Below are 24,431 nucleotides of genomic sequence, written 5' to 3'. Positions count from 1 at the left end.
CCCAGATCTCTGCGGCGACCTCGTTGTCACCGCGACGAGCCTCGGGCTCGGGCCAGAACGCTACCGCGTCACCGGCCCGAGCCCGAGGTTTCGGTCGTCAGAGCTTCGACGGCGCCGTCAGCTCGCCGGACACCAGCTTGGCCTTGTACTCGTCGATCTGGGCCGTCACGTCGTCGAGGTGACCGCCGCTGGTCGAGTAGCCGACACCGTCCCGCTTGATGTCGTACAGGTCGAACCCGGGCTTGGTGGTGCCGTCCTTGAACATCTTCACGTAGTCGAAGACAGCGACGTCGACCTTCTTCAGCGACGACGTCAGGATGCGCTTCTGCTGCTCGGCGGTCGCGGTCTGGTACTGGTCGGCGTCGACGCCGATCGCCCAGGTGCCTTCCGGCTTGGTCGCCACCACGTCGAACAGGCCGTTGCCGGACAGACCGGCGGCGTGGAAGACGACGTCGGCGCCGGCGTCGTACAGCGCGGTCGCGGCGGTCTTGCCACCGGCCGGGTTCGCGAACGCCTTCGCGTCACCCTTGTCGGACAGCCACTTCATGTCGACCGTGATCGCCGGGTCGACAGCGGCCACACCGGCCTTGTAACCGGCCGCGAACGGGTCGATGATCGGCCCCCGGACACCACCGATGAAGCCGACCTTCTTCGCCTTCGACTTCAGTGCCGCGGCGACACCGACCAGGAACGAGCCCTGCTCGACCGAGAACACCAGGTTGGTGACGTTCGGAGCCTCGCCGAAGCCGTCGACGATGGCGAACTTGATGTCCGGGTACTCCTTGGCGACCTTGACGACCTCTTCGGTGTAGACGAAACCCACGCCGATGATCGGGTTGAAGCCGGCCTCGGCCAACGTGCGCAGCCGCTCCTCCTTCGCGGAGTCGGGCTCCTCCTGGCCGGCCTCGGCCTCCTCACAGGTGGCGTCCAGCTCTTCCACGGCCTTCTTCACACCCGCCGCGGCGAGGTCGTTGAAGGACTTGTCGCCGCGACCGCCGATGTCGTAGGCCAGGCCGATCTTGGGTCCCGCCCCCGACTTGTCGGCGCACAGCTCGTCGCTGGCGGCGGCGCCCGTTTCTTCCTTCTTGGCGCAGCCCGCCATCAACAGCGCCACGGTGGCGGCAAGTGCCACCAGCTTCGTCGTGTGCCGCAAGATGCCTCCTCGTTCCAGATCGCCCCGTGCAGGCGTTCGCAGCGACACCATAGACCCGCCCAGACCCCCCAGCCACTGACAATGCGTGACTGAAATGCTCGTTACTCAATCGTAGTTTCCGTCGTGACGCTCCGCCAGATTTCCACTCCGCCGGGTGAGCTAGGCCTGACCGGATCCGTCCGGTCTCGGAGCCTGGGACCGTCGTCTCGTGGCGCCGGTGCGAGAATCGCGCAATGACGATTTCGCAGCAGGTGCTGCTCAGCGATCTGCAGAGCCGGATCGCCGCGGTCCGGGACGAGATCGTGACGGTACGTCGCGATCTGCACGCCCACCCGGAGCTCGGCTGGCACGAGGTGCGGACGACCGAGCTGATCCGGCGGCGGCTGGTGGACGCCGGGCTGTCCCCGGAGGTGCTGCCGACCGGCACCGGCCTGATCTGCGACATCGGTTCCGGCGACACCTGCGTGGCCCTGCGAGCCGACATCGACGCGCTTCCTGTCACGGACGGTCACGACGGCCCCTTTCGTTCCACCCACGAGGGCGTGGCCCACGCGTGCGGTCACGACGTCCACACCGCGGTCCTGATCGGCACCGCGGTGGTGCTCGCCCGGATGGCGGCCGACGGCCTGCTGAACCACCGCGTGCGGCTGATTTTCCAGCCCGCCGAGGAGGTCATGCCCGGCGGCGCGCTCGGCGTGATCGCGGCCGGCGGAATGGAAGGGGTACGGCGGATCTACGGCCTGCACTGCGATCCGCGGCTCCCGGTCGGCGAGGTCGGCCTGCGGGTCGGCGCCCTGACCGCCGGCGCCGACCGGGTCCTGGTCCGGCTGACCGGCGCCGGCGGCCACACCTCGCGCCCGCACCTCACCGGCGATCTCGTCTACGCCCTCGCCACCCTGGTCACCGAGATGCCGGCCGCCCTGTCCCGCCGGGTCGACCCCCGGTCCGGGATGTCACTGGTCTGGGGCCGGATCACCGCCGGGTCGGCCGCGAACGCGATCCCGTCCCGCGGCGAGGCCGAAGGCACCCTGCGCTGCCTGGACGTGAACGCCTGGAAGCTGGCCGCCGACCTGATCCCGTCGCTGGCCGACCAGCTGATCGCGCCGTACGGCGTCGAGGTCAGCACCGAGGTGACCCACGGGGTGCCGCCGGTGATGAACGACGCGGAGGCGATCGGCGTCCTGAAGCGGGCCGTCGAACTGTCGGTCGGGCCGGATGCGGTGGCGTCGACCGATCAGAGCCTGGGCGGCGAGGACTTCGCCTGGTACCTCGAGCACGTCCCGGGTGCGATGGCCCGGCTCGGGGTCCGTTCACCGGGCGTGGAGGACGCCGCCGACCTGCACACGCCCGGCTTCACGCCGGACGAAGACGCCATCGCCCTCGGGATGACGGTGTTGGCGTCCTGCGCCCTGCTGGACTGAGGATCAGCGGTTCGGGACCTGGACCTCGATGGCCGGGAATCAGAAGGTGTCGGCCGGCACGTACACGCCCCAGACGTCCCGCAGCGCGTTGCAGACCTCGCCGACGGTGGCCCGGGCCTTCAGGGCCTGCTTCATCGGGTAGAGGCAGTTCTCGTTGCCCTGGGCAGCAGCTTTCAGCGCGGCCAGCGCCCCGTCCACGGCCGCCTGGTCCCGCTCGGCCCGCAGCTTGGCCAGCCGCTCGACCTGCTGGGCCTCGATGGCCGGATCCACCCGGAGCGGTTCGTACGGCTCTTCCTCGGCGATCTTGAACTTGTTCATCCCGACCACCACGCGCTCGGCCGAGTCGATCTCCTGGGCGATGCGGTACGCCGACCGCTCGATCTCCTGCTTCTGGAAGCCCTTCTCGATCGCCGCGACCGCGCCGCCGTACTCCTGCACCTGCTCCATCAGCTCGACCGCGGCCGCCTCCACCTCGTCGGTCAGCGACTCGACGACGTACGAACCGGCGAACGGGTCGACGGTCGCGGTCACGTCGGTCTCGTAGGCGAGCACCTGCTGGGTGCGCAGCGCGAGCCGGGCCGCCTTCTCGGTGGGCAGGGCGATGGCTTCGTCGTACGAGTTGGTGTGCAGGGACTGCGTTCCACCCAGTACGGCGGCCAGGCCCTGGATCGCCACCCGGACGAGGTTGACCTCGGGCTGCTGCGCGGTGAGCTGGACGCCGGCGGTCTGGGTGTGGAACCGCAGCATCATCGACTTGGGGTTGGTGGCGCCGAACTCCTCGCGCATCACCCGGGCCCAGATCCGGCGGGCGGCGCGGAACTTCGCGACCTCCTCGAGCAACGTCGTCCGGGCGACGAAGAAGAACGACAGCCGGGGCGCGAACTCGTCCACGTCCAGGCCGGACTCGACCGCGGCCCGGACGTACTCGATCCCGTCCGCCAGCGTGAAGGCGATCTCCTGCGCGGGCGTCGCTCCGGCCTCGGCCATGTGGTAGCCGGAGATCGAGATCGTGTTCCAGCGCGGCAGTTCCGCCTTGCAGTACGCGAAGATGTCGCTGATCAGCCGCAGCGACTCCTTCGGCGGGTAGATGTAGGTGCCGCGCGCGATGTACTCCTTCAGTACGTCGTTCTGGATCGTGCCGGTGAGCTTGTCCCCGGAGACACCCTGTTCCTCGGCGACCAGTTGGTAGAGCAGCAGGAGCACCGAGCCGGGCGCGTTGATCGTCATCGAGGTGGACACCTGGTCCAGCGGGATCCGGTCGAACAGCACCCGCATGTCGTCGATCGAGTCGATCGCCACCCCGACCTTGCCGACCTCGCCGTGCGCGATCGGGGCGTCGGAGTCGTAGCCCATCTGGGTGGGCAGGTCGAACGCCACCGACAGGCCCATCGTGCCGTGGTCGATCAGCTGGTGGTAGCGCTGGTTCGACTCGGCCGCCGTACCGAAACCGGCGTACTGGCGCATCGTCCAGGGCCGCTCGGTGTACATCGTCGGGTAGACCCCGCGGGTGAACGGGAACCGCCCCGGCTCCCCGAGCTTCGCGTCCGCCGCGAACCCGTCCAGCGCCTCCGGCCCGTACACCGGCGCGAACTCGAACCCCGACTCACTCCGATGACTCATCCCCCAACGGTAGGCCGAACCACACCCGCACTGGTATGCACCGCCTGGGTGACATCGCGCACGCAGCGGGTGGGCTCCGACACAGTCGTCCGGTCGATTTGGCCGTCCGGTGAATTCCTTCTAGGCTGACCCGGCTTCGGGGGAAGGACTTTCCGCCGAACCCCGGAGTACTCGAATGCGTGCGCGTGGACTGGCCCTCGGTGGCCTCGCCCTGATCACTCTGTCCGCTGTCGGCGTGGTGATCGCCGACCCCAGCTCGGCCGACGAGCCGGTGCTTGCGAAGAGCGTCGGCACCCAACTGCCGGTGCAGGACCTCCGCGCGATGGAACTCGACGAGCCCCGCGGCCGGCTCTATCTCGCGCAAGGCGCCGGGAGCCAACTCCCGCTCGTCGTGACCGATCTGGACGGCGTACTGCAGACCAAGGTCACGGCTGTGACCGGCGCCTCCGATGTGGTCCTCAGCGCCGACCGTCAGCAGCTCCTCGTCACTCATGACTACGAGCGGGTGACCGCGCTGGACGCGGACACTTTGGTGCCCTCGGCAACGTACGCCGCCCCGCCCGGCGCCTGCGTCTACGCCGCCGAACCGACCGGGGACAAGGTCGTCGCCGCCTTCCTCGACTGCGGCGTCGGCAAGTCCGGCCTGCTGATCTGGTCCGCGCCCGGGACGGCCCCGATCGTCTACACCGACGGGCCCGACTACCACCCGATCATCTCCGGCGCCGCCAACGGCCTCCTGGTCGCCGGGGACACCGGGATCTCGCCGGTCACGACGTACGTCATCGACGTCTCGGGCGCGACACCGGCGATCGTCGGGCGGCGCGAGAAGACCGGCGAGAATCTCATCGACTACACCGTCAGTCCCGACGGGAACGAGGTCATCGAGACGACCGGCTACCCGTACGAGCACCACTCGTACAAGCTGCCGGACCTCTCCGATTCCACCACCTACCCGAGTGGCGTCTACCCGGCCGACGCGGCATGGTCCGCCGACGGCTCCACGGTCGCGGTGGCTCGTTCGAGCACCGGCTCCAACGACGCCGACGTCCTCTTCTACGCCAAGGGCAGCACGACCCCGACGTACGCCGTGGACTTCCGGCGCAGCGACGAGATCTGGAAGGGCACGCTGCTGCTGAACTCCAGCGGCACCCGGGCGTGGGCCATCACATACGACGACACGTACCAGAACGTCCAGCTGCTGCACTCGTTCGGCCCGTCCCACGCGCCGAAGGCGCCGGTCACCGATATCCAGGTCACTGCACGGACCGGGTCGGGCAAGGACAAGTCCACCGCCTACGTCACCGTCACGTGGACTTCGCCGATGTCCCGCCCGGGCAGCTCCACCAACCAGCAGTTCCTCCAGCTCTTCGCCACCCCATCGGGCTCGACGCCCCGCTCGATCGGCAACCCCGAGCTGACCTCCGCAGGCACGTTCACCGCCACCTACGCCCTGCCCCGCGGCACCACCACGTTCACCGCTCAGTACAAAGACTTCGAGAACTGGTACCCCGCAGGAACCGTCACCACCACCCTCACCCGTTGACCGTCGGAAGGATCGCAATGTCGCTGCACCGTCCCGCATCGGCACTCGCAACCGCCGGCGGATCGGTCATCGGTGAGGCGCGGACGCTCGCGGATGCGCTGACTGGCCGCGGCCTGGAGTGCAGCGTGCGCTTCACCGCACCGGACGGCGGGCACAGCGGCTGCTTCGCCTTCCAGGCGACCGGCCGAGTCACCTCCGACGTCGTCTTCCAGTACCGGCCGGACGGCAGCGTCACCGGGCTGACCATCAAGGTGAGGGGCACCGGCGAAACCGGCCCTGCGCTGCGGTCGCTGGCCGGCACGGTGGGGGAGATCGTGTTCCCCACGGATCTACCGCGGGTGAACAACGTGCTGCGGGCCTGGGGCGGATGGGTCGACGGCTCCTGGGGCAACTACCAGATCATCGGCCGGGGTGAGAAGACCGAGGTCAGCGCGGCGAAGCTCAACAGCACCCAACTCAAGGTCCCGGTACTCCACCTCGACACCACCGAATCGACTTTGGCCGACGCTCTGCGTGCCGACGGTTTGTCCTGCACAGCCGACAACGACACCTGTGAACGCAAACCCGGTCTGGCGCTGAAGTTCTCGGGGCCGGACAGCGGCATCACCTATCTGGTCGCCACCGCTGCCGCTCCAAAGGACTTCGAGAAGGTCCTCGGACACCTGAGCGGCAGCGCCGTACAGCCCGTGCGGGAGTGGACGAACCAGCACCTCGACGGTCGTTCCCACACCGCCTACGTGGCCGGCTGGCGGGTTGACCTCAAGCCGGTGGGTCAACAGGTCCGATTGACCCTCTTCAACGAGGAAGTCTGGCTGGTCATGAGCTGACCACTTCCTGTTCACCTCCAGAAGCGGAGTACGAATGCGCGTGCGTGGCCTGATCCCGGCAGCCTTGGCACTGATCGCGGTTGCCCTTGGCATCACCGGCTGCTCGCCGGCTCCTGAGCGTCCGATGACCACCAAGCCGGACCAACTGTTCTTCGGTTATCAGCGGTTCGGGGGGCCCGGTCGCATGGACCAGGTTCTGACCATCCTCAACAGAGGGCCGTCCGCCGTCGCCCCGACCCTGGAGATCACGCCGCTGGACAGCACCGGGGCACCGGTTCCGGGCATCACCGTGCGCACGGCCTACGGATCGGATCGGGGCCAGGTGGTCGTCTCGTGGCGAGGAGAGGGTTGGGACGTTCTCGCCTTCAGCGGCGCTGACGTCGCCCGGGTGGTCGACGTCCGGGTGAAGGTGCGGGACCTGGTCTCCGTGAACTACGCCATCCCGCTCGAGGTCGCCGATCCGCAGGCCATGAACGGGTACCGGCGCCCGACGACGAAGTTCGGGCCGTTCGCCGCCGTCGAGTTGCGAAATCTGAACAACGAGGCCATCACCGTCGGGATCGTCTGCATCCACTGGGACCAACCACCCGCCGGACAACCGCAACAGGCCTTGGCGGCGGTCGAGCTGGGCGTCACGACGATCCCCAACCTGCAGACCGTGAACACTCCGCTGTCCAAGTCCGCGCAACAAGCAGCAAGCCAAGGCTGCGGCAGCCTCAAGGCCTACCTCGCCCTGCCATTTTCCGGATGACATCAGCCCAGCCGATTCCCAGTGTTCGCGCCGCACTAACGAACAGGCGCTTGGTGGCAACCTGAAGGACACTTCACGTCTCTGTACGCGTCGACAGGGAATCGACGCGGTGTCACGAGAGTGTCGCCGAGGGTTCATGCACGGTGGGGAACCTTCGGAGCGTGCGCATCGTGATGGTGGCTGAGTCCTTCCTGCCGCAGATCAATGGCGTCGCGAACACGGTTCGCCACGTCGCCGACCGGCTGCTCGCCCGCGGGCACGAGCTGCTGATCATCGCCGCCGGGCCCGGTCCCGACACCTACCGCGACGTGCCTGTGCTGCGGGCGCGGAGCTTCGGGATCCCGGGGTACAAGGAGTTTCCGGTCGGTCTGCCCGATCCCTCGATCGAGCGGGCGATGGCCGAGTTCCGGCCCGACCTGGTGCACCTGGCCTCGCCGTTCATCATCGGCGCCTACGGCCTGCGCAGCGCACGGAAGCTCGGCCTGCCGACGGTCGCGATCTTCCAGACCGACATCGCCGGGTTCGCCCGCCAGTACCCCTGGTTCGCGGCCGCCGACCGCGGTGTCTGGCGCTGGGTACGGCGGGTGCACTCCCGCGCCGACCGCACCCTGGCGCCGTCCACCTCGTCGGTCCAGCAGCTCGTGCAGGGCGGCGTACCGCGGGTGCACCTGTGGGGGCGCGGCGTGAACCTGGACCTGTTCGACCCCAGCCACCGCGACGAGGCCTGGCGCCGGGAGATCTCCCCGGACGGCCGGCCGATCGTCGGGTACGTCGGCCGGCTGGCCGCGGAGAAGAAGGTCCGGCGGCTCGCCGAGCTGACCGACCTGGACTGCCGGATCGTCGTCGTCGGCGACGGCCCGGACCGCGCCACCCTGGAGCACTCCTTGCCCAATGCAACGTTCCTCGGGATGCGCCGGGGCGCCGACCTGGCATCGATCTTCGCCGGGCTGGACGTGTTCGTGCACACCGGCGAGCACGAGACCTTCTGCCAGACCATCCAGGAGGCACAGGCCTCCGGGGTCGCCACGGTCGGCCCGGCCGCAGGCGGTCCGCTCGACCTGATCCGTCCGGGTGACAACGGGCTGCTGTTCGAGCCCGGTCAGCCCGGCTCGCTACGGAACGCGGTCAAGACCCTGCTCGACCATCCGACTGCCCGCGGCCGGATGGCTGCCGCCGGACTGGAACGGGTGCAGAGCCGGACCTGGCCGGCGGTGGTCGACGACCTTGTGGACCGGCACTACGCCGAGGTCCTCCGCGAGGCGGCGGCCGTACGGCGGGTCGCATGACCCAATTGCGCATCGCCCAGCTGGCCAACTTCGTCGGACCGACCTCGGGTGGGATGCGGACCGCGATCGAGCACCTCGGCCAGGGGTACGCCGACGCCGGCGCGGAACGGATCGTGATCACGCCCGGCGAACGCGACACCGTGACCGAGACCGAGGTCGGCACCGTGATCCGGATGAAGGCCCCGAAGGTCGGCGGCGGCTACCGGTTGATCACCGACCCGTGGCGCGTGATCGACACGCTCGAGCGCTTCCGTCCCACCACGGTGGAGATCTCGGACAAGTCGACGTTGCTGCCGGTGGCCCGGTGGGCGCGCAAGAACGACATCGGCGCGATCCTGTTCAGCCACGAGCGCCTGGACGCGATGCTGTCACTACGCACCGGCCGCCAGCTCGGTGTCGCCGCCGGAGTCGGCGCGCTCTACAAACTGCTCAGCCGGACGTACGACGCTGTCGTGGTGACGTCCCGCTACGCGGCGGCGGAGTTCGACGAGGTGACCACGCCACTCGTCCGGATCCCGCTCGGCGTCGACCTGGACACGTTCCACCCGTCCCTGGCGTCGCCGGCGGACGACGGCGTACTCAAACTCGTGCACGCCGGCCGCCTGTCCCGCGAGAAGAGCCCGCACCTGGCCGTCGCCACCGCAGCCGAGCTGTACCGGCGAGGCGTGAACATGCGGATGGACGTCTACGGCTCCGGCCCTCACCTGGACGAGCTGATCGCCATCGCGGGCTCGGCCCCCGTCACCTTCCACGGGTACGTCGACGGCCGTCGGACCCTGGCCCGCCACCTCGCCGAGGCCGACATCGCGCTCTCCGTCTGCCCCGGCGAAACCTTCGGTCTGGCCGTCCTGGAAGCCCTGGCCGCCGGCACTCCGGTCGTCACCGCCTCCACCGGCGGCGCCCGCGAGTTGGTAGACGAATCCTGCGGCCGCTGGGCCCCCGCAACCCCCTCAGCCCTGGCCAACGCCGTCCTGGCCCTGTCCGAGCTCCCCGGCCGCCGAGCCGCAGCCCGCCGCCGAGCCGAGCTCTACGACTGGCAGACCTGCGTAGACCGCATGCTCGCCCTCCACCACCGCCTGGCCCAGTCCCGCATGGCTGCATAAAGCTGCAACCGGGTTGCGGTGAAGACCGCAATCGCGGTATTTCTTTCCTTTCTCGCCGGTGTGATCGGGGCGCACCGGAATCCCCCTGCCTGGAGATTCGATGCGCCGCGCCCGCAGATCTGCCTTGTTCCGTTATGCCCTCGCCGCAGCCCTCGCGGCCATCACCATCCCGTTCCTCGCCCACGCCGCCTTCGGCGAAGAGACGGTCACCACCCCGACCGCCCAGGTCTTCCCGACCCGCACCGGCATCGGCGTCACCTGGAACGACGTGGACGCCACCGGCTACCGCGTCGAACGCAAGCAGACCGCCGACTGGCAGGACGTGAGCGGTGCGCTGACCGACTCGACGACCACCTGGATCGACGAAACCATCCCCGCCGGCACCACCGCCGACTACCGCGTCATCGCCACCTCCGACACCGACCCGGTGATCAGCCCCGAGGTCAAGGCCACCCGCGTAGCCGAGGCCCCGGCCGTCGGCGACATCGACGTACTCGCCGTCGACCCGACCTCCGGCATGACCTGGCCGCACAACGAGATCGCCGGAACGGTGACGGCATCCGCGCCGGCAAACGGGTCCCGCACGCTGTCGGCGGGCACCGTGAAGCTGCGGCTCCCGGCCTTCATCAGCGGGCCTGGCAACTACTCGCTGGGGCCATCGGAGCTCGACCTCACCCAAGGCGACCGCAGCTGCACCGCCGACGGATACCTGTCTGTCACGGCGGTCGCCTACACCGCCGCCCTCGAGCTCGAAACCCTCGCTGCGAAACTGCGCGTGACCGACTGCGCGGGCAGCATGGCCGTCACCGCGATCGACCTTCGCTACCGCAGCACGATCGGTTACCAGGCGCTGACCGTCACGCCGGAGAAGTACGACTTCGGCAGGGTCCGCGTCGGTGTGGCCACAAGGACCTCGTTCACCGTCAAGAACACGGGAATCGATCCGGTCCGGATCTCCGGAGTGTTGGTCGCCAACGAGTGGATCGACTGGCGAATGGACCCGGAATTCCCGCACAACTGCTCGCAAACGTTGCCGCCCGGGGCGACCTGCACCGCTACCGTGCGATTCATGCCCCAGGTGCCCGGTCCGGAGTCGACGACGATGACCGTCCACGACTCCACCTCATTGGGCCGGCACAGCGTGAAGCTCACTGGCTACGGAGTCGATGTCGCCCAGGCGCAGAATGTGGACGTGCGGCCGACGTACAACGGCAACACGGTCAGCTGGCGGTCGTTGCAGACCGCAGGTGGTACACCGGTTCTCGGCTACAACCTGCACCGCTACCTGAACGGCGCGGAGACGAAGGAGTGGTTCCCGGAGAGGACGACCGGCGACTTCGTCGTCCCCGAGCCCACCGCCAAGCCCGGCATCGAGTACGCCGTCTCGGTCGTCAACGAGGTCGGCGAGGGACCGGTCAGCGCGCGTCTGGCCGTCCCGCGGACGAACGAGCAGATCGTGGTGACGCAGGGCGAGCCGGACAGCCGGGACCTGGCGGCCGCGGACAAGTTCGGCTACGTCGTCCCGTTCCCGGCGGATCCGAACTCGGTCAAGCCGAAGGAGGCCGTCACCAGTTCCCCGGACGGGCAGTCGCTCGTCTACGTCACGAACACCACCGAGCGAACCCTGTGGACGCAGAAGGTCGCCCCGGGTGAGCTCGGCGTACCGGTGAAACTCTGGAGCTCCGCGGCGCCGATCACCCGCCTGGACTGGTCGCCGGACGGCACCCGCATCGCGTTCCAGGCGCCCGAGAACGATAGCCCGTGCGTGTACGTGATCGCGGCCACCGGCGGTACGCCGACGAAGATCGCCTGCGGGCTGTCCAGCCCGAGCTGGATGCCGGACGCCCGCACCTTGGTGGTGTCCGACCACCGCCTCACGCCGAGCCGGCTCGCCAAGATCGACGCCACGGCCGGTGGGACCCGGATCGCCACCTGGCCGGGTCAGGCCGAGGTGCCGGCCGACCGGCCGGTTCGAGTCTCGGCTGACGGCAAGTGGGTCGCCTACGGCGACGGCTCGACCGTGCAACTGGCCGGGGACACCGGGGGTGTGACCCCAACGCTCGACGCCGACGTGCGCGAGATCACCCTTGATCCGTCCGGCCGCAGCTGGATCCTGGCGCTGACGGCCAGCGGCCGCGTCTACCAGCTCGGCACGTCGATCGGCGGCGGCCTGTACGTGTACAGCGGGCTGAAAAGCGTGACGAATCGAGCGGACGTGGCCTGGCAGCGGCTCGGCTTGACGATCAAGCCGACTCCGGCGCTGATGGGGCCGGACATCTCGATTCCGTTCGACGGTTCGGCCTTCCCTGCGGGTACCACATTCCGCTGCGAGGTGAAGGGATCGTTCGTGCCCGCCGCGCCGTGCACCTCGCCCTTCACGGCGAAAGAACTGCGGTCCGGGGACTACCAGGTCGTCATCGGGGCGAGCGCACCGGATGGAACGGGCGCCTCCGCGTACCGGGACATCACCGTCGACGCGGACGGCCCGGTGGCGCGGATGGTGGCGCCGACGTACCAGTCGTCGGTGGCCGCGACGGCGACCTTGACGGTGTCGGCCACGGATGCCAATGGGGTTGCGTCGTACGACGTGCAGTACCGCCGGGCCACGTCTGCCGGGCCATACGGCGCTTATGTACAGCCGTGGACGAACACGACCGCTACGTCGATGAATCTCGCGGTTGCGGCTGGGTATGAGTACTGCGTGTCCGTGCGGGCCAAGGACAAGCTCGGGAACATCGGCCAGTGGAGTGCGGAAAGGTGCTTCTCGCGGCCGCTGGACGATCGGTCTTTGACGTTGGCCTCGACCGGCTGGACGCGGGCTACCGGGTCGACGTTCTACTACGGCACGACGACGCAGACGACGGCGTACGGCAAGTCGCTGACGCGGACTGTGCAGGGCAAGCGGTTCTTCCTGATCGCGACCCGGTGCCCGACCTGTGGCTCGGTCGCGGTGTACGCAGGCAACAGGTACCTGACCACGGTCAACCTCGCCTACCCGACCACCCACCGCCAGGTCGTTCTCGGCCTCCCCGTGCAAACCACCCTGTTCAGCGGCACCCTCAAGTTCGTGTCCGCCACGAGTGGCAAACTCATCCAGATCGACGGCCTGGCAGTCGGCCGCACCTGACCCAGCCCCCGGACCGCCCCTTGCCGTGGGGGCGGTCCGGGCTGTCATCAGGTCAGGTGGTCGTAGTCGCCTCGGGTCCAGGCGGCGTGGCGGTCGGCGGAGCGGCGGACGATCGCCTTGGCGTCGACCGGGATGACGGAGCCGAAGTTGTTGTAGAGGCGGTCGTAGTCGAAGGGGTCGAGGGAGCGGGCGACTCGGTCGACGACGGCGCCGGACAGTGGGATGCGGTTCGGGTAGCTGCGCATGAAGCTGACCGAGGTGCGGTCGGGGTTGGCGAAGATGGTGTCGCCGGACAGGACCACGCCCTTGCCGTCGGCACCGTTCGCCCAGTGCACGACCGCACTGCCCGGGAAGTGCCCGCCAGGCTGGATCAGGGTCACCCCGGGGAGCGGGGTGAGCTTGCCGGACCAGGTCTGGATGACCGGATCCTGGCGGGCGACCCATTCGGCGTCCGCTTCGGACACGTAGACCGGCGCGTTGCCGAGCCGGTGGCTCCACTCCACCTGGACGCCGTACATGTGCGGGTGGCTGGCGATGATCGCAACCACGTCGCCAAGCTCGCGGACCCGGCGTACGGCGTCGTCGTCGAGGTACCCGATCGGGTCCCAGAGCAGGTTGCCCTCGGCGGTCGTGAGCAGCATCGACTGTTGCCCGATCCCGACCGGCGGCTTCGACTGTACGCCGTACAGGCCTGGCTCGACCTCGTCGACGGTGACCTCGGTACCGGCGGCGGCCAGTTCGTCCAGCGTGGTCCAGTGCTGCCCGTCGGCGGGCACCCACTGGCGTTCGTCCGCGCAGATCGCGCAGACCTCGACCTGCTCGGAGTGCTCGACCGCACAGGTCGCACAGATCCAGAAACTCACCGTGTTCTCCCCTCGATGTGACCCGGGCGACATCCCCGGCCTCCCGGAAGTCTCGACAATCAAGCCCGGTTGAAGTCAAGACGATCTCCGGGTCACCGTCGAGGGCCAGTCGCGGACCGGTCGGATGGGCCACCGACGCGACCGATCTCACACCTGTCAGGACATTTCGAGCCTGATCACAGGACTAGCATCGAAGCGGCCTGGTTTTCGCCCGGGTCGAGCCGGTCGCGGCAGCCGCACGGCTCTCGGTCAGACGTCCGATCGGAGGATCGGTTTGCCCAGCAAACCAGCCGGCACGCTGTACCGCGGCCGGGAGGGCATGTGGTCATGGGTCGCGCACCGGATCACCGGCGTGGGGATCTTCTTCTTCCTGCTGGTGCACGTGCTCGACACCGCGCTGGTCCGGGTCTCCCCGGAGGCGTACAACGAGGTCATCGGCACCTACAAGAACCCGATCGTCGGCCTGCTCGAGGTCGGCCTGGTGGCGGCCATCCTGTTCCACGCGTTCAACGGCATCCGGCTGATCCTGGTGGACTTCTGGGCCAAGGGCCCGCGCTACCAGCGCCAGCTGATGATCGGCGTCGGCGTGATCTGGGTGGTCCTGTTCGTGCCGTTCGTGATCCGGCACCTCTCCCACGTCTTCGGAGGCTGAGATGTCCGAGATCGCAGCCCCCCGCTCCAGTTCCCGTTCCCGCTCGCTGAAGGGCGGCGGCCGGAACCGGTCCGGGCAGACCAACTTCGAGCTGTACAGCTGGCTGTTCATGCGGCTGTCCGGCCTCGCCCTCGTCGTCCTGGTGCTCGGCCACCTGTTCGTGAACCTGATGCTCGGCGACGGGATCAACGCGCTGGACTTCGGTTTCGTGGCCGGCAAGTGGGCCAACCCGCTGTGGCAGGTCTGGGACCTGCTGATGCTGTGGCTGGCGATGCTGCACGGCACCAACGGACTGCGCACGATCATCAACGACTACGCCGAGAAGGACCAGACCCGGTTCTGGCTGAAGTCCCTGCTGATCACCGCGTCGATCGTGATCGTCGTGCTCGGCACCCTGGTGATCTTCACCTTCGACCCCTGCCTCGACCCGAACAGCACGCTGTCGGTCTGCAGCAAGTAAGGATCTCTGGAAAATGCAGCGCCATCAGTACGACGTCGTCATCGTCGGCGCGGGCGGAGCCGGTATGCGCGCCGCCCTCGAGTCCAGCAAGCGGACCCGGACCGCGGTGCTCACCAAGCTCTACCCGACCCGGTCGCACACCGGCGCGGCCCAGGGCGGCATGTGCGCCGCGCTGGCCAACGTCGAGGAGGACAACTGGGAGTGGCACACCTTCGACACGGTCAAGGGCGGTGACTTCCTGGTCGACCAGGACGCGGCCGAGGTGATGTGCCGCGAGGCCGTCGACGCGGTCCTGGACCTGGAGAAGATGGGCCTGCCGTTCAACCGGACCGCCGAGGGCAAGATCGACCAGCGGTTCTTCGGCGGCCACACCCGCAACCACGGCGAGGCCGTCGTACGGCGTTCGTGCTTCGCGGCCGACCGCACCGGTCACATGATCCTGCAGACGCTGTACCAGCAGTGCATCAAGCAGAACGTGGAGTTCTTCAACGAGTTCTACGTCCTCGACCTGCTGATGACCGACGGCCGGGCCAGCGGCGTGGTCGCCTACGAGCTGGCCACCGGCGAGCTGCACATCTTCTCGGCCAAGTCCGTCGTGTTCGCCTCCGGCGGGTTCGGCAAGGTCTTCCGGACCACGTCGAACGCGCACACGCTGACCGGCGACGGGATGGGCATCGTCTGGCGCAAGGGCCTGCCGCTGGAGGACATGGAGTTCTTCCAGTTCCACCCGACCGGCCTGGCGGGTCTCGGCGTACTGCTGTCCGAGGCGGCCCGCGGTGAGGGCGGGATCCTGCGGAACAAGGACAACGAGCGGTTCATGGAGCGCTACGCGCCGACCGTGAAGGACCTGGCGCCGCGCGACATGGTCGCCCGGGCGATGGCGAACGAGGTGCGCGAGGGCCGCGGCTGCGGCCCGGACGGCGCCTACGTGATGCTCGACCTGACGCACCTGGAACCGGCCCACATCGACGCCAAGCTGCCGGACATCACCGAGTTCGCCCGGACTTATCTCGGGGTGGAGCCGTACACCGAGCAGATCCCGGTGTTCCCGACCGCGCACTACGCGATGGGCGGCATCCCGACCAACATCAAGGGCGAGGCGCTGGCCAACAACGACGACGTGATCCCCGGCCTGTACGCCGCGGGTGAGGTCGCCTGCGTGTCCGTGCACGGCGCGAACCGGCTGGGCACGAACTCGCTGCTCGACATCAACGTGTTCGGCCGCCGGGCCGGCATCGCGGCCGCCGAGTACGCCGAGACCGCGGTCTTCGAGGAGCTTCCGGACACCCCGGAGACGTTCGTCGTCGACCTGGTCGAGGGGCTGCGGAACGCGACCGGTGACGAGCGGGTGGCCGCGATCCGCAGCGACCTGCAGGCGACCATGGACCTGAACGCGCAGGTGTACCGGACCGAGGGCTCGCTGAAGCAGGCGCTGGTCGACATCGAGTCGCTGAAGGAACGGTTCGCGAACGTCGCGGTCCAGGACAAGGGCAAGCGGTTCAACACCGACCTGCTGGAGGCCGTCGAGCTCGGCTTCCTGATCGACCTGGCCGAGGTGCTGGTGGTGTCCGCGCTGGCCCGCAAGGAGTCCCGCGGCGGCCACTTCCGCGAGGACTACGACAAGCGCGACGACGTCAACTTCATGCGGCACACGATGGCGTACCGCGAAGTCTCGGTTGCCGAAGGCGGCAAGGAAACAGTCAACATCCGGCTGGACTACAAGCCGGTCGTGCAGACCCGCTACAAGCCGATGGAGCGCAAGTACTGATGGACGTCAAGGTCAAGATCCTGCGGTACAACCCGGAGGTCGTCGACGAGTCCGAGTGGAAGACCTACTCGGTCACGCTGCAGCCGACCGACCGCGTCCTGGACGCGCTGCACAAGATCAAGTGGGACCAGGACGGCACGCTCACCTTCCGCCGGTCCTGCGCGCACGGCGTCTGCGGCTCCGACGCGATGCGGATCAACGGCCGCAACCGGCTGGCCTGCAAGACGCTGATCAAGGACCTGAACCCGGAGAAGGAGATCACCGTCGAGCCCATCAAGGGCCTGCCGGTGCTCAAGGACCTGGTCGTCGACATGGAGCCGTTCTTCGACGCGTACCGCTCGGTGATGCCGTTCCTGGTCACCAGCGGCCACGAGCCGACCCGGGAGCGGATCCAGTCGCAGGCCGACCGGGACCGGTTCGACGACACCACCAAGTGCATCCTGTGCGCAGCGTGTACGACGTCCTGCCCGGTGTTCTGGTCCGACGGCCAGTACTTCGGCCCGCAGGCGATCGTCGGCGCGCACCGGTTCATCTTCGACAGCCGCGACGAGGGCACCGAGCAGCGGCTGGAGATCCTCAACGACAAGGAGGGCGTCTGGCGCTGCCGGACCACCTTCAACTGCACCGACGCGTGCCCGCGCGGTATCGAGGTCACCAAGGCGATCCAGGAAGTGAAGCGGGCGCTGATCTTCCGGCGCGTCTGACCCCTGCGACACCTCTGAAGCCCCTGGACCGGTCCGGTCCAGGGGCTTTTCGTCGCCTGGGTGACGGCCGTCCGTCGGCTCTGTCTCGGCTTCGTCACGGAGGGATTGCGAAAGCTGACTGAAAGTGATCTGAAAGTCCGGGCGCTTTGGCTGGAGGTGATGCAGAACCACCAACACCGGCAGTCAGTACATCGACACGACCCCCGACACCCGCCCGGACGGCTGTGACATCGACGGCTGGGACGGCGACAACGAGATCTCGTCGGTCCGCAACGAGACCAACTGCATCGTCCGGCTGTACGCCGACGACAACCTCGGCGGCCGGAGCGTGGATCTCAAGGCCAACACGTCGTACAACAACCTGGAGCTGCAGGGCTTCGACAACGACGCCGAGAGCTACGAATTCGTCTGCTGAACTGACGCAACCAACCTCTGTCTACCGGGAATCGTCCGGGCAGAGGTTGGTTGCGTTTCGCGCTAGGGGCTATCGAGCTGGGAGGCGTGGCAGGCCAGGTAGAGGGTGAGGGTGCTGCGGTGGTCGCGCCAGGGGCGGCCGGTGAGGCGTTCGATCTTCTCCAGGCGATAGATCAGCGTGTTGCGGTGGATGTGCAGGGCATCGGCGGTCCGCACCAGGTTGAAGCCGCTTTCGCACCAGGCGATCAGGGTGGCCCGGAGCTCCGGCCAGTCCGCCTGGGTCGCGAGCGGACCTGCGACCAGTGACACCAGCCGGGACCGTGCTCGATGACCGACCGCTGCGAGCACCTGGTGCCCACGCAGCCCATCGATCACGTACGCCGTCTCGTCCGGCTCGCACCCCTTGCCGAGGTGGAGCGCGTCGCCGGCATCGGCGTACGCCTCCCGCAACGCCGCGATCCCGCGCGCGGCTCCGCCCACCCCGGCCCGCGACGCGAACCCGTGCTCGGACGCGATCGCCCGTACGGCGACCTGCCCCAGCCGCAGCCGGTCTTCGGCGGTCCCCCGGCTCCGGCGTCCGAGCACCGGCAGCACGGCGAACCGCCCGGCCGTCATCGCGGCCACCAGATCGGCCGATCCGAAGGTCTGGCGCAAGGTCCGCAGCACCTCGGGCCGGAGCGTCGCGACATCCGGTACGCCGCCGCCGGCCGGCACGGGTTCGTCCACCTCGACGATCACGACTGTGCGCTGCGCGGTGAGGTCGAAGCCGAGTTCCTTCGCCCGGCCGGCCAGGAACGCCGGGTCGACCACGTCGGCGTCGAAGGATCCGATGTCGCGGAGGAGCTCCTCGAGCGCCCGCTCGCGCAGCAGTCGGGACCGGAGCTCAACCGACTCCTGCAGCAGGATCTCGGTCTGCCGCCGGACCACCAGGCCGAACCGCCGCACCTGCCGCGGCGACCCGGTGATGCCGACCGTCCCGACCGCCGCACCGTCGATCACGATCGGCAGCGTCATCCCGGGTTTGACCCCACGCAGCCGCTGCGCCTCGGCCGCGGTGTGCCACGCCGCCTGCTGGGACGCCAGTACGTCGACCGATGCCTCGTGGAAGCTGCCCAGCCGGCTGGTGTCGCCGCTGCCGATGACGATGCCGTGGTCGTCGGTGATGAGCACGTTGTAGCCGATCACCTCGGACGTCTCCCGGGCGATCTGCTGGGCCAACGGAGCGGACAGCATCTTGTACGAAGCGTACAGCGAAGTGCCCCGATGATCGTCGATTCCTGGATCAGCCGTCCAATGACGTGGTCCGACGGCGTCTCTAGCCTTGAAGAAATCGGGGTCGAGACACGGAAAGGCACGCCATGTCGAAGGCACTTCTGGCCCGGTCCCGGGTCGCTCCACTGCTCACCGCCGCCGCACTGCTGATCGGCACGCTGACCGCGTGCGGCGGCGAGTCCAAGGCGCCGGTCTCCGACGCGGCCGCCGCGCTCGGCACGATCGAGCCCGGCGTCCTCAAGGTCGCCATCCAGCCGTACGCGCCATACACGTCGATGGTGGGTGACAAGATGGCCGGCCTGGACGCCGACATCCTCAACGCCGTGGCCGGGAAGCTCGGGCTGACCGTCAAACCCGAGCTCACCGACTTCGCCGGGATGCTGGCCAACGTCCAGTCCCGGCGGGTCGACATCACCATCGGCGGTGTCGCCTGGACCGCGGATCGGCAGAAGCAGGGATTGTTCACCGACCCGCCGTACTACTCGCCTCCCGCGATGGCAGTCCGCAGCGGTGAGCACTACCAGACCGTGAACGACCTGCAGGGCAAGGATCTCGGGACCGTCGAGGGCTACGTGTGGGTCAAGTCGATCCAGGCCGTGCCGGGCGCCAAGCTGCACGCGTACCCGGACGGCAACGGGGTCTTCGACGACCTCGGGGCCGGGCGCATCAACGTCGGGTTCCTGGACCCGCTGCTGGTGCTCGCCGCGCAGAAGGAACGACCGGAGCTCAAGGTCGAGACGCAGTACCTGACGCCGCCGACCGATGCGGAGGTCAAGGCGCGTCCGCAGTACGAGTACTTCCGTTCGTACATGACCAGCTTCTACCTGCCCAAGCAGGCGACCGCGCTGGAGAAGGCGATCTCGGAGCAGATCCGGGCGATGTACGCCAGCGGCGAGCTGACCAAGCTGATCGAGAAGTACGGCGGCGCGCCCGACCAGTTCCTGAAGCCGGCGCCGGAGATCGCCGTGACCCGGCGTGGCGTCGACCGGCCGGCCGACTGGCAGCCCCCGTCGATCTGAGGAGCCCCTGATGCTGACCCAACTCTTCGAGGTGCCCTGGTCGGACTACTCACCGGCCCTGCTCGACGGCCTCGGCCGGACCGTCGCCTACACGGTCGCGAGCTTCGCCGGCGCCGCCGTACTCGGTCTGGTGCTGGCGCTGCTGCGGGTGAGCCGGCACCGCGCGCTCCGGGCGCCGGCCGCCGTCTACACCGAGGTGTTCAAGAACATCCCGCTGCTCGCGATCATCTTCGTCACCTACTTCGGGCTGGCCTCGGCCGGCCTGAAGCTCGACGTGTTCAGCGCCGGCTGCGTGAGCCTGATCGTCTTCTACGCCGCCTACCTGTCGGAGATCTTCCGGTCCGCGATCGCCGGTGTGCACGGCGGCCAGCAGGAGGCCGCGGAGGCGCTCGGCCTCGGCCGGATCAGCACCTTCGCGTACGTCGTCTTCCCGCAGGCACTGCGATCGGCGCTGCCCGGCACGAACACGATGCTGGTCGACCTGCTGAAGTCGACGTCGTTGCTGGTCACCATCTCGGCGGCGGAGCTGATGTCCGAGGGCCGGTTGATCACGTCGGCGACGTTCCGCGCGCTGGAGGTCTACCTGGTGATCGCGGCGATCTACTTCGCGCTCTGCTACCCGCTGTCCCAAGGGTTGCTCTGGCTCGAGCGACGGATCCGGGCCGGTGTGCCGCTCACTCCCCGGCGGCGCCGGCGGCTCGCGGCTGCGCGTGCACTCCTGGAAGGACCGTCGGCATGAAGCTCAGCGTGGCGCACCCGGACGTCGTCGTACGGATCGAGAACCTGAGCAAGTCCTTCGACGGGCGACTGGTGCTCGACGGGGTGAGCCTGACGGTCCGGCACAAGAAGATCGTCGCGATCATCGGCCAGAGCGGCGGCGGCAAGACCACGCTGCTGCGCTGCCTGAACCTGCTCGAGCAACCGGACCACGGCCTGCTGGAAGTGGCCGGCGAGACGATCTTCGCCGAGGACGAGGTGCGCTGCCGCGACCTGGCGAAGCTGCGGCAGTCGGTCGGCATGGTGTTCCAGCGGTTCAACCTGTTCCCGCACCTGACCGCGGTGGAGAACGTGATGCTGGCGCAACTGCGGGCCGGGATCCCGGAACGTGACGCATTGGAGCGCGCGGTCCAGCTGCTCCGGCGGGTCGGGCTCGCCCATCGCGGAATCGCTTATCCGGAACAGATGTCGGGTGGTGAGCAGCAACGGGTCGCCATCGCCCGGGCGCTGGCCCTGCGGCCGAACGTCCTGCTCTTCGACGAGCCCACGTCGTCCCTGGACCCCGAGTCGACCGCGGAGGTACTGCGAGTGATGCGCGAACTGGCCGACGACGGGATGACGATGGTGCTGGTGACGCACGAGCTCCCGTTCGCGCGGGAGGTGGCCGACTGGGTCGTGTTTGTCGACGGCGGGCGGATCGTCGAGCAGGGCGAGCCGGCCGAGGTGCTCGGCATGCCGCGTGAGCTGCGGACGCGGACGTTCCTCGCGTCGTACGCGGCCGGGCAGTAGGCGGCGCGATGCGGATCATCGTCATCGGCGGCGGCGTGATCGGGCTCTGGTCGGCTGTGGAGCTGGCCAGAGCCGGGGCCGACGTGACCGTGCTGGACGCCGGGCCGCAGGCGGGCTTCGCGTCCCCTGCTGCGGCCGGGTGGGTCGTGCCGGCGCTGTCGGCTCCGTTGTCCGGTCCCGGCGTACTGCTGCACTCGGCACGCCAGGCATTGCATCGGGAGGCGCCGTTCAGTGTCGCTCCGCGGCTCACGTCGACGTTGCTGCGCTGGCTTGTCGGATTCGTGCGCAGCGGGTCCGCTGGTCGGTATGCGGCCGGGTTGCGCGCCGTACTGGATCTTGGTGCCGGGTGTGTGGTCGACTTCGCGCGGTTGCAGGAGACAGCGGATTTGGAGCTTCGGCAGACCGGTCTGCTGATGGCTGCGGTCACGCAGGCCGGGCTGGACGAGGTGGCGCAGTTGGCCGAGGCTACGACGGCTGCCGGGTACAAGGGCGGCTACGAGGTGCTCGATGGGTCCGCGGCTCGCTCGCGCGAACCAGCGCTCGGTTCTGCGGTCAGTGGCGCCGTACATGCCGTTGACGAGGTGCAGGTGCGGCCGGAACAGGTCCTGCGTGCCCTGCACAAGCAACTGGCCGACGCGGGTGGCCGGTTGGTGAGTGGTACGGCGAGCCGGCTGGGACCGGACGGGGTCGGCTGGCGGGTGGAGACCAGTGCGGGGAGCTTCGACTGTGACCGGCTCCTCGTGGCGGCGGGTGCGTGGTCGACCGAGTTGCTGGCCGTGCTCGGCGTACGACTTCCGTTGCTGGCGGCAACTGGTTACAGCATCACCACACCGGGTACCGGCCGCGCCCCGCAGCTGGCCGTGAAGCTGGTCGAGCCGAGTATCGCGATCACGCCGTTCGCCGACGGCGTCCGCGTGGCCGCTCGTCTGGACCTCGGCCGGCCCGGCGGCCCGATCGCCGAACGCCTCCTGTCCACCATCGTCAACCGCACCAGGCCGTACTTCGCCGACTGGCGGCCCGGGTTGTCGACAGCAACGTTCGCCGGCATGCGCCCAGCCACCCCGGACAGCCTGCCGCTGATCGGTCCCGTCCCCGGTCACCCCGGCCTGTACGTCGCCACCGGCCACGGCATGCTCGGCCTCACGCTGGCGCCCGGCACGGCGCGCCACGTCGTACCCCTGATCCTGTCCGACGAGCGCGCACCCGAACTCAAGCCCTTCGCCCTCGAGCGCTACCTCCTCAGGGGTGCTTGGCCGCGCCCTTGAGCACCTTGTCGACCGCATTCTTCGGCCCGTACACCGCGATCCCCACCAGGTCGAGCTCCGCGGTCCGCACCGCCTTCACCGCGGCCCGGTTGTCCCGATCATTGCCCGTAGCAAACAGTTCCTGCGTGAACACGGCACACTCGAGCTCCCGTTTGAGCGCCCGCTCATGCGCCGTACGCATGAACTCCTTGGCCCCCTCGAACACCATCACCGGCTGCCGAAACATCGGCAGATACGTCTGCCCGTCCGCATCCTCGTAGTCGTCCCCCACCACCTCCGGATGCGTCCCCGCAATCCCACTCACCAGGAACGCCGCCACATTGACCCGCTGCCAGGCGGCCAAATCCTCCCGCAACACCACAGCAATCTTCGTCTCAAACCGCACCGGCTCACTAACGTCATCCACCCCACCACCATCCCGCACTCCCATCCCCCCGGCTTGTACATTCCTAGCGCCTCCCGCCCCCGGCACGCCCAACGTGCCACCCCGTGAACGGGCCCCCGACGCGGCGGACCGCCAGCCCATCACAATCACCACCTACCTCCCGCTGCCCGCCTGACACCGCCGACAGCACCCGATTGTGATGGCCTGGCGATCCGCCCCCTGCTTCTCGACAACGCCCAACCCACCCAACGGCATGCGCCCGCTCGCCCCACCCACACATCCACCACAAGAACCGGATATCCCTCCAAACGCTGGGTTATCCACTCGCAGACGAGCAGATAACCCACCATCCGCATGGTTATCCCCTGAAGTTGCCGGGGGCCAGCCGCAGCCGTTCACCCACCACCGGAGCCCAGTCCACCCGCCGAAGACCAGCTCGCGCGACCACACCCCGGCGCCGCCGGAGGCGGCCAGGAACCCGCGGCCGCCAGAGGCGGCCAGGAACCTGCCGCCGCAGAAGGCGGTGACCCTTCCCAGCTTCACCCCAACAGGTGCTTCCGGCTCACCTCCGGGCCGTCGAAACCACCCACATCCGTCACCAGAGCCGGATATCCCTCCAAACGCTGGGTTATCCACTCGCATACGAGCAGATAGCCCACCACCCGCGTGGTTATCCCCTGAAGTTGCGTGGTCCGCTGCAGCAGTCCACCCAACACCGGAGCCGAGTTCACTCGCCGACCACCTGCCCGCGCGACCACACTCCGCGGCGCCGCCGCAGGCCGCCAACAAACAGCCGCCGCCGAAGGCGGTGTCCCTTAGCCACCCGTACGCCCGAGCACAGTCCACCCGCCGACCACCAGCCCGCGCGACCACACCCCGCGGTGCCGCCGCATGCGGCCTGACACCAACAGGTGCTTGCGGCTCACCTCCGGGCGTCCAGACCCACCCACACATCCGTCACCAGAGCCGGATATCCCTCCAAATGCTGGGTTATCTACTCGGATACGAGCAGATAACCCACCATCCGCATGGTTATCCCCTGGAGTTGCAAGAGGGCCGGCCGCGGCCGTTCCCCCGACACCGGAGCCCAGTCCACTCGCCGAACACCTGCCCGCGTGATCACACTCGGCGGCGCGCCGGAGGTGGCCAATAGCAGCCGCCGCCGGAGGCGGTGTCCTTTAGCCACCTCGACCCCGAGCACAGGCCGCTCGCCGAGCGCGTGACGTGTGAGTACGGTGTGCGGCGACGCCGCAGGCGGCGAACAAACAGCCGCCGCCGAAGGTGGTGTCCTT

General features: G+C 68.7%; 21 protein-coding genes. 16 read left to right on the top strand and 5 right to left on the bottom strand.

All coding sequences use genetic code 11. The annotated features are described in order from the left end of the window. Positions 1 to 97: 97 nt before the first annotated feature. Complete coding sequence (locus tag ACIBGM_RS18005) at positions 98 to 1,153, bottom strand: BMP family ABC transporter substrate-binding protein (protein ID WP_360534625.1); 1,056 nt, start codon at positions 1,151 to 1,153, stop codon at positions 98 to 100. Between the two features lie 233 nt (positions 1,154 to 1,386). On the opposite strand from ACIBGM_RS18005, the gene ACIBGM_RS18000 reads away from it, so the two are divergent. After that, entirely contained in the window at positions 1,387 to 2,574 is a 1,188-nt protein-coding gene (locus tag ACIBGM_RS18000) for an amidohydrolase (RefSeq protein ID WP_360534627.1), read from the top strand. A gap of 39 nt (positions 2,575 to 2,613) precedes the next feature. Here ACIBGM_RS18000 and ACIBGM_RS17995 read toward each other — a convergent pair whose 3' ends face one another. Next, entirely contained in the window at positions 2,614 to 4,194 is a 1,581-nt protein-coding gene (locus ACIBGM_RS17995) for a methylmalonyl-CoA mutase family protein (protein WP_360534629.1), read from the bottom strand. Positions 4,195 to 4,369: 175 nt separating this feature from the next. On the opposite strand from ACIBGM_RS17995, the gene ACIBGM_RS17990 reads away from it, so the two are divergent. The 6 genes from ACIBGM_RS17990 (at position 4,370) to ACIBGM_RS17965 (ending at position 12,831) form a co-directional block, all read left to right on the top strand. After that, a complete protein-coding gene (locus tag ACIBGM_RS17990; protein WP_360534631.1) occupies positions 4,370 to 5,737 on the top strand; it encodes a hypothetical protein in 1,368 nt (455 codons plus the stop codon). Positions 5,738 to 5,754: 17 nt separating this feature from the next. Further along, a complete protein-coding gene (locus ACIBGM_RS17985) occupies positions 5,755 to 6,564 on the top strand; it encodes a hypothetical protein (protein WP_360534633.1) in 810 nt (269 codons plus the stop codon). 34 nt (positions 6,565 to 6,598) lie between these two features. Continuing rightward, positions 6,599 to 7,315: a hypothetical protein gene (locus ACIBGM_RS17980; RefSeq protein ID WP_360534635.1), complete on the top strand. Its 717-nt coding sequence runs from the start codon at positions 6,599 to 6,601 to the stop codon at positions 7,313 to 7,315. A 161-nt stretch (positions 7,316 to 7,476) separates the two neighbouring features. Continuing rightward, positions 7,477 to 8,601 (top strand): glycosyltransferase family 1 protein, encoded by a 1,125-nt coding sequence (locus ACIBGM_RS17975; protein WP_360534637.1) that lies wholly within the window; start codon positions 7,477 to 7,479, stop codon positions 8,599 to 8,601. Beyond that, positions 8,598 to 9,704, top strand: a complete 1,107-nt coding sequence (locus ACIBGM_RS17970; protein ID WP_360534639.1) for a glycosyltransferase — start codon at positions 8,598 to 8,600, stop codon at positions 9,702 to 9,704. The genes ACIBGM_RS17975 and ACIBGM_RS17970 overlap by 4 nt, the downstream gene beginning before the upstream one ends. A gap of 100 nt (positions 9,705 to 9,804) precedes the next feature. Next, complete coding sequence (locus ACIBGM_RS17965) at positions 9,805 to 12,831, top strand: hypothetical protein (RefSeq protein WP_396386201.1); 3,027 nt, start codon at positions 9,805 to 9,807, stop codon at positions 12,829 to 12,831. Positions 12,832 to 12,878: 47 nt separating this feature from the next. Here ACIBGM_RS17965 and ACIBGM_RS17960 read toward each other — a convergent pair whose 3' ends face one another. Beyond that, entirely contained in the window at positions 12,879 to 13,694 is an 816-nt protein-coding gene (locus tag ACIBGM_RS17960; RefSeq protein ID WP_360534643.1) for an MBL fold metallo-hydrolase, read from the bottom strand. Between the two features lie 319 nt (positions 13,695 to 14,013). Here ACIBGM_RS17960 and sdhC point away from each other — a divergent pair, with 319 nt between their 5' ends. The 5 genes from sdhC to ACIBGM_RS17935 all read left to right on the top strand — a co-directional run bounded on the left by sdhC (position 14,014) and on the right by ACIBGM_RS17935 (position 17,693). Then, entirely contained in the window at positions 14,014 to 14,346 is a 333-nt protein-coding gene (gene sdhC, locus ACIBGM_RS17955) for a succinate dehydrogenase, cytochrome b556 subunit (RefSeq protein ID WP_396386225.1), read from the top strand. A gap of 1 nt (position 14,347) precedes the next feature. Continuing rightward, positions 14,348 to 14,806, top strand: coding sequence for a succinate dehydrogenase hydrophobic membrane anchor subunit (locus ACIBGM_RS17950; protein ID WP_396386200.1), 459 nt, complete (start codon positions 14,348 to 14,350; stop codon positions 14,804 to 14,806). A 13-nt stretch (positions 14,807 to 14,819) separates the two neighbouring features. Then, positions 14,820 to 16,574: a succinate dehydrogenase flavoprotein subunit gene (sdhA, locus tag ACIBGM_RS17945; protein ID WP_396386199.1), complete on the top strand. Its 1,755-nt coding sequence runs from the start codon at positions 14,820 to 14,822 to the stop codon at positions 16,572 to 16,574. Beyond that, complete coding sequence (locus ACIBGM_RS17940; protein ID WP_360534649.1) at positions 16,574 to 17,278, top strand: succinate dehydrogenase iron-sulfur subunit; 705 nt, start codon at positions 16,574 to 16,576, stop codon at positions 17,276 to 17,278. The genes sdhA and ACIBGM_RS17940 overlap by 1 nt, the downstream gene beginning before the upstream one ends. A gap of 190 nt (positions 17,279 to 17,468) precedes the next feature. Then, positions 17,469 to 17,693, top strand: a complete 225-nt coding sequence (locus ACIBGM_RS17935; protein WP_396386224.1) for a peptidase inhibitor family I36 protein — start codon at positions 17,469 to 17,471, stop codon at positions 17,691 to 17,693. A gap of 62 nt (positions 17,694 to 17,755) precedes the next feature. On the opposite strand, the gene ACIBGM_RS17930 is transcribed toward ACIBGM_RS17935, so the two are convergent. Beyond that, positions 17,756 to 18,925 carry a CdaR family transcriptional regulator gene (locus ACIBGM_RS17930; protein ID WP_396386198.1) on the bottom strand — a complete coding sequence of 390 codons (1,170 nt, stop codon included), beginning with the start codon at positions 18,923 to 18,925 and terminating at the stop codon, positions 17,756 to 17,758. Positions 18,926 to 19,050: 125 nt separating this feature from the next. Between ACIBGM_RS17930 and ACIBGM_RS17925 the strand changes: the two genes are divergently transcribed. From ACIBGM_RS17925 to ACIBGM_RS17910, 4 genes are read left to right on the top strand one after another with little or no spacing between them, the layout of a single operon-like run. Next, the gene (locus tag ACIBGM_RS17925; protein ID WP_360534653.1) at positions 19,051 to 19,983 is read left to right on the top strand and encodes a transporter substrate-binding domain-containing protein; all 933 of its coding nucleotides are present in this window, start codon (positions 19,051 to 19,053) and stop codon (positions 19,981 to 19,983) included. 10 nt (positions 19,984 to 19,993) lie between these two features. Then, positions 19,994 to 20,722, top strand: coding sequence for an amino acid ABC transporter permease (locus ACIBGM_RS17920; protein WP_360534655.1), 729 nt, complete (start codon positions 19,994 to 19,996; stop codon positions 20,720 to 20,722). Further along, positions 20,719 to 21,489 carry an amino acid ABC transporter ATP-binding protein gene (locus tag ACIBGM_RS17915; protein ID WP_396386197.1) on the top strand — a complete coding sequence of 257 codons (771 nt, stop codon included), beginning with the start codon at positions 20,719 to 20,721 and terminating at the stop codon, positions 21,487 to 21,489. The genes ACIBGM_RS17920 and ACIBGM_RS17915 overlap by 4 nt, the downstream gene beginning before the upstream one ends. An 8-nt stretch (positions 21,490 to 21,497) precedes the next feature. Continuing rightward, complete coding sequence (locus ACIBGM_RS17910) at positions 21,498 to 22,754, top strand: NAD(P)/FAD-dependent oxidoreductase (RefSeq protein WP_396386196.1); 1,257 nt, start codon at positions 21,498 to 21,500, stop codon at positions 22,752 to 22,754. Here the strand turns inward: ACIBGM_RS17910 and ACIBGM_RS17905 are convergent. Then, positions 22,729 to 23,112, bottom strand: coding sequence for a DUF2000 family protein (locus tag ACIBGM_RS17905; protein ID WP_396386195.1), 384 nt, complete (start codon positions 23,110 to 23,112; stop codon positions 22,729 to 22,731). The genes ACIBGM_RS17910 and ACIBGM_RS17905 overlap by 26 nt on opposite strands. Positions 23,113 to 24,431 lie beyond the last annotated feature (1,319 nt).

This window comes from Kribbella sp. NPDC050470 (assembly GCF_044458365.1).
Lineage (GTDB): Bacteria > Actinomycetota > Actinomycetes > Propionibacteriales > Kribbellaceae > Kribbella.
Note: the sequence above shows the minus strand (reverse complement) of the source record. Positions and strands in the feature narration are given on the sequence as shown.

Coding starts and splice junctions, on each gene's coding strand:
- ACIBGM_RS17925 (WP_360534653.1), top strand. CDS start 19,051: ATGTCGAAGGCACTTCTGGCCCGGTCCCGGGTCGCTCCACTGCTCACC.
- ACIBGM_RS17950 (WP_396386200.1), top strand. CDS start 14,348: ATGTCCGAGATCGCAGCCCCCCGCTCCAGTTCCCGTTCCCGCTCGCTG.
- ACIBGM_RS17985 (WP_360534633.1), top strand. CDS start 5,755: ATGTCGCTGCACCGTCCCGCATCGGCACTCGCAACCGCCGGCGGATCG.
- ACIBGM_RS18000 (WP_360534627.1), top strand. CDS start 1,387: ATGACGATTTCGCAGCAGGTGCTGCTCAGCGATCTGCAGAGCCGGATC.
- ACIBGM_RS17965 (WP_396386201.1), top strand. CDS start 9,805: ATGCGCCGCGCCCGCAGATCTGCCTTGTTCCGTTATGCCCTCGCCGCA.
- sdhC (WP_396386225.1), top strand. CDS start 14,014: ATGTGGTCATGGGTCGCGCACCGGATCACCGGCGTGGGGATCTTCTTC.
- ACIBGM_RS17990 (WP_360534631.1), top strand. CDS start 4,370: ATGCGTGCGCGTGGACTGGCCCTCGGTGGCCTCGCCCTGATCACTCTG.
- ACIBGM_RS17980 (WP_360534635.1), top strand. CDS start 6,599: ATGCGCGTGCGTGGCCTGATCCCGGCAGCCTTGGCACTGATCGCGGTT.
- sdhA (WP_396386199.1), top strand. CDS start 14,820: ATGCAGCGCCATCAGTACGACGTCGTCATCGTCGGCGCGGGCGGAGCC.
- ACIBGM_RS17930 (WP_396386198.1), bottom strand. CDS start 18,925: ATGCTGTCCGCTCCGTTGGCCCAGCAGATCGCCCGGGAGACGTCCGAG.
- ACIBGM_RS17915 (WP_396386197.1), top strand. CDS start 20,719: ATGAAGCTCAGCGTGGCGCACCCGGACGTCGTCGTACGGATCGAGAAC.
- ACIBGM_RS17995 (WP_360534629.1), bottom strand. CDS start 4,194: ATGAGTCATCGGAGTGAGTCGGGGTTCGAGTTCGCGCCGGTGTACGGG.
- ACIBGM_RS17970 (WP_360534639.1), top strand. CDS start 8,598: ATGACCCAATTGCGCATCGCCCAGCTGGCCAACTTCGTCGGACCGACC.
- ACIBGM_RS17910 (WP_396386196.1), top strand. CDS start 21,498: ATGCGGATCATCGTCATCGGCGGCGGCGTGATCGGGCTCTGGTCGGCT.
- ACIBGM_RS17920 (WP_360534655.1), top strand. CDS start 19,994: ATGCTGACCCAACTCTTCGAGGTGCCCTGGTCGGACTACTCACCGGCC.
- ACIBGM_RS17940 (WP_360534649.1), top strand. CDS start 16,574: ATGGACGTCAAGGTCAAGATCCTGCGGTACAACCCGGAGGTCGTCGAC.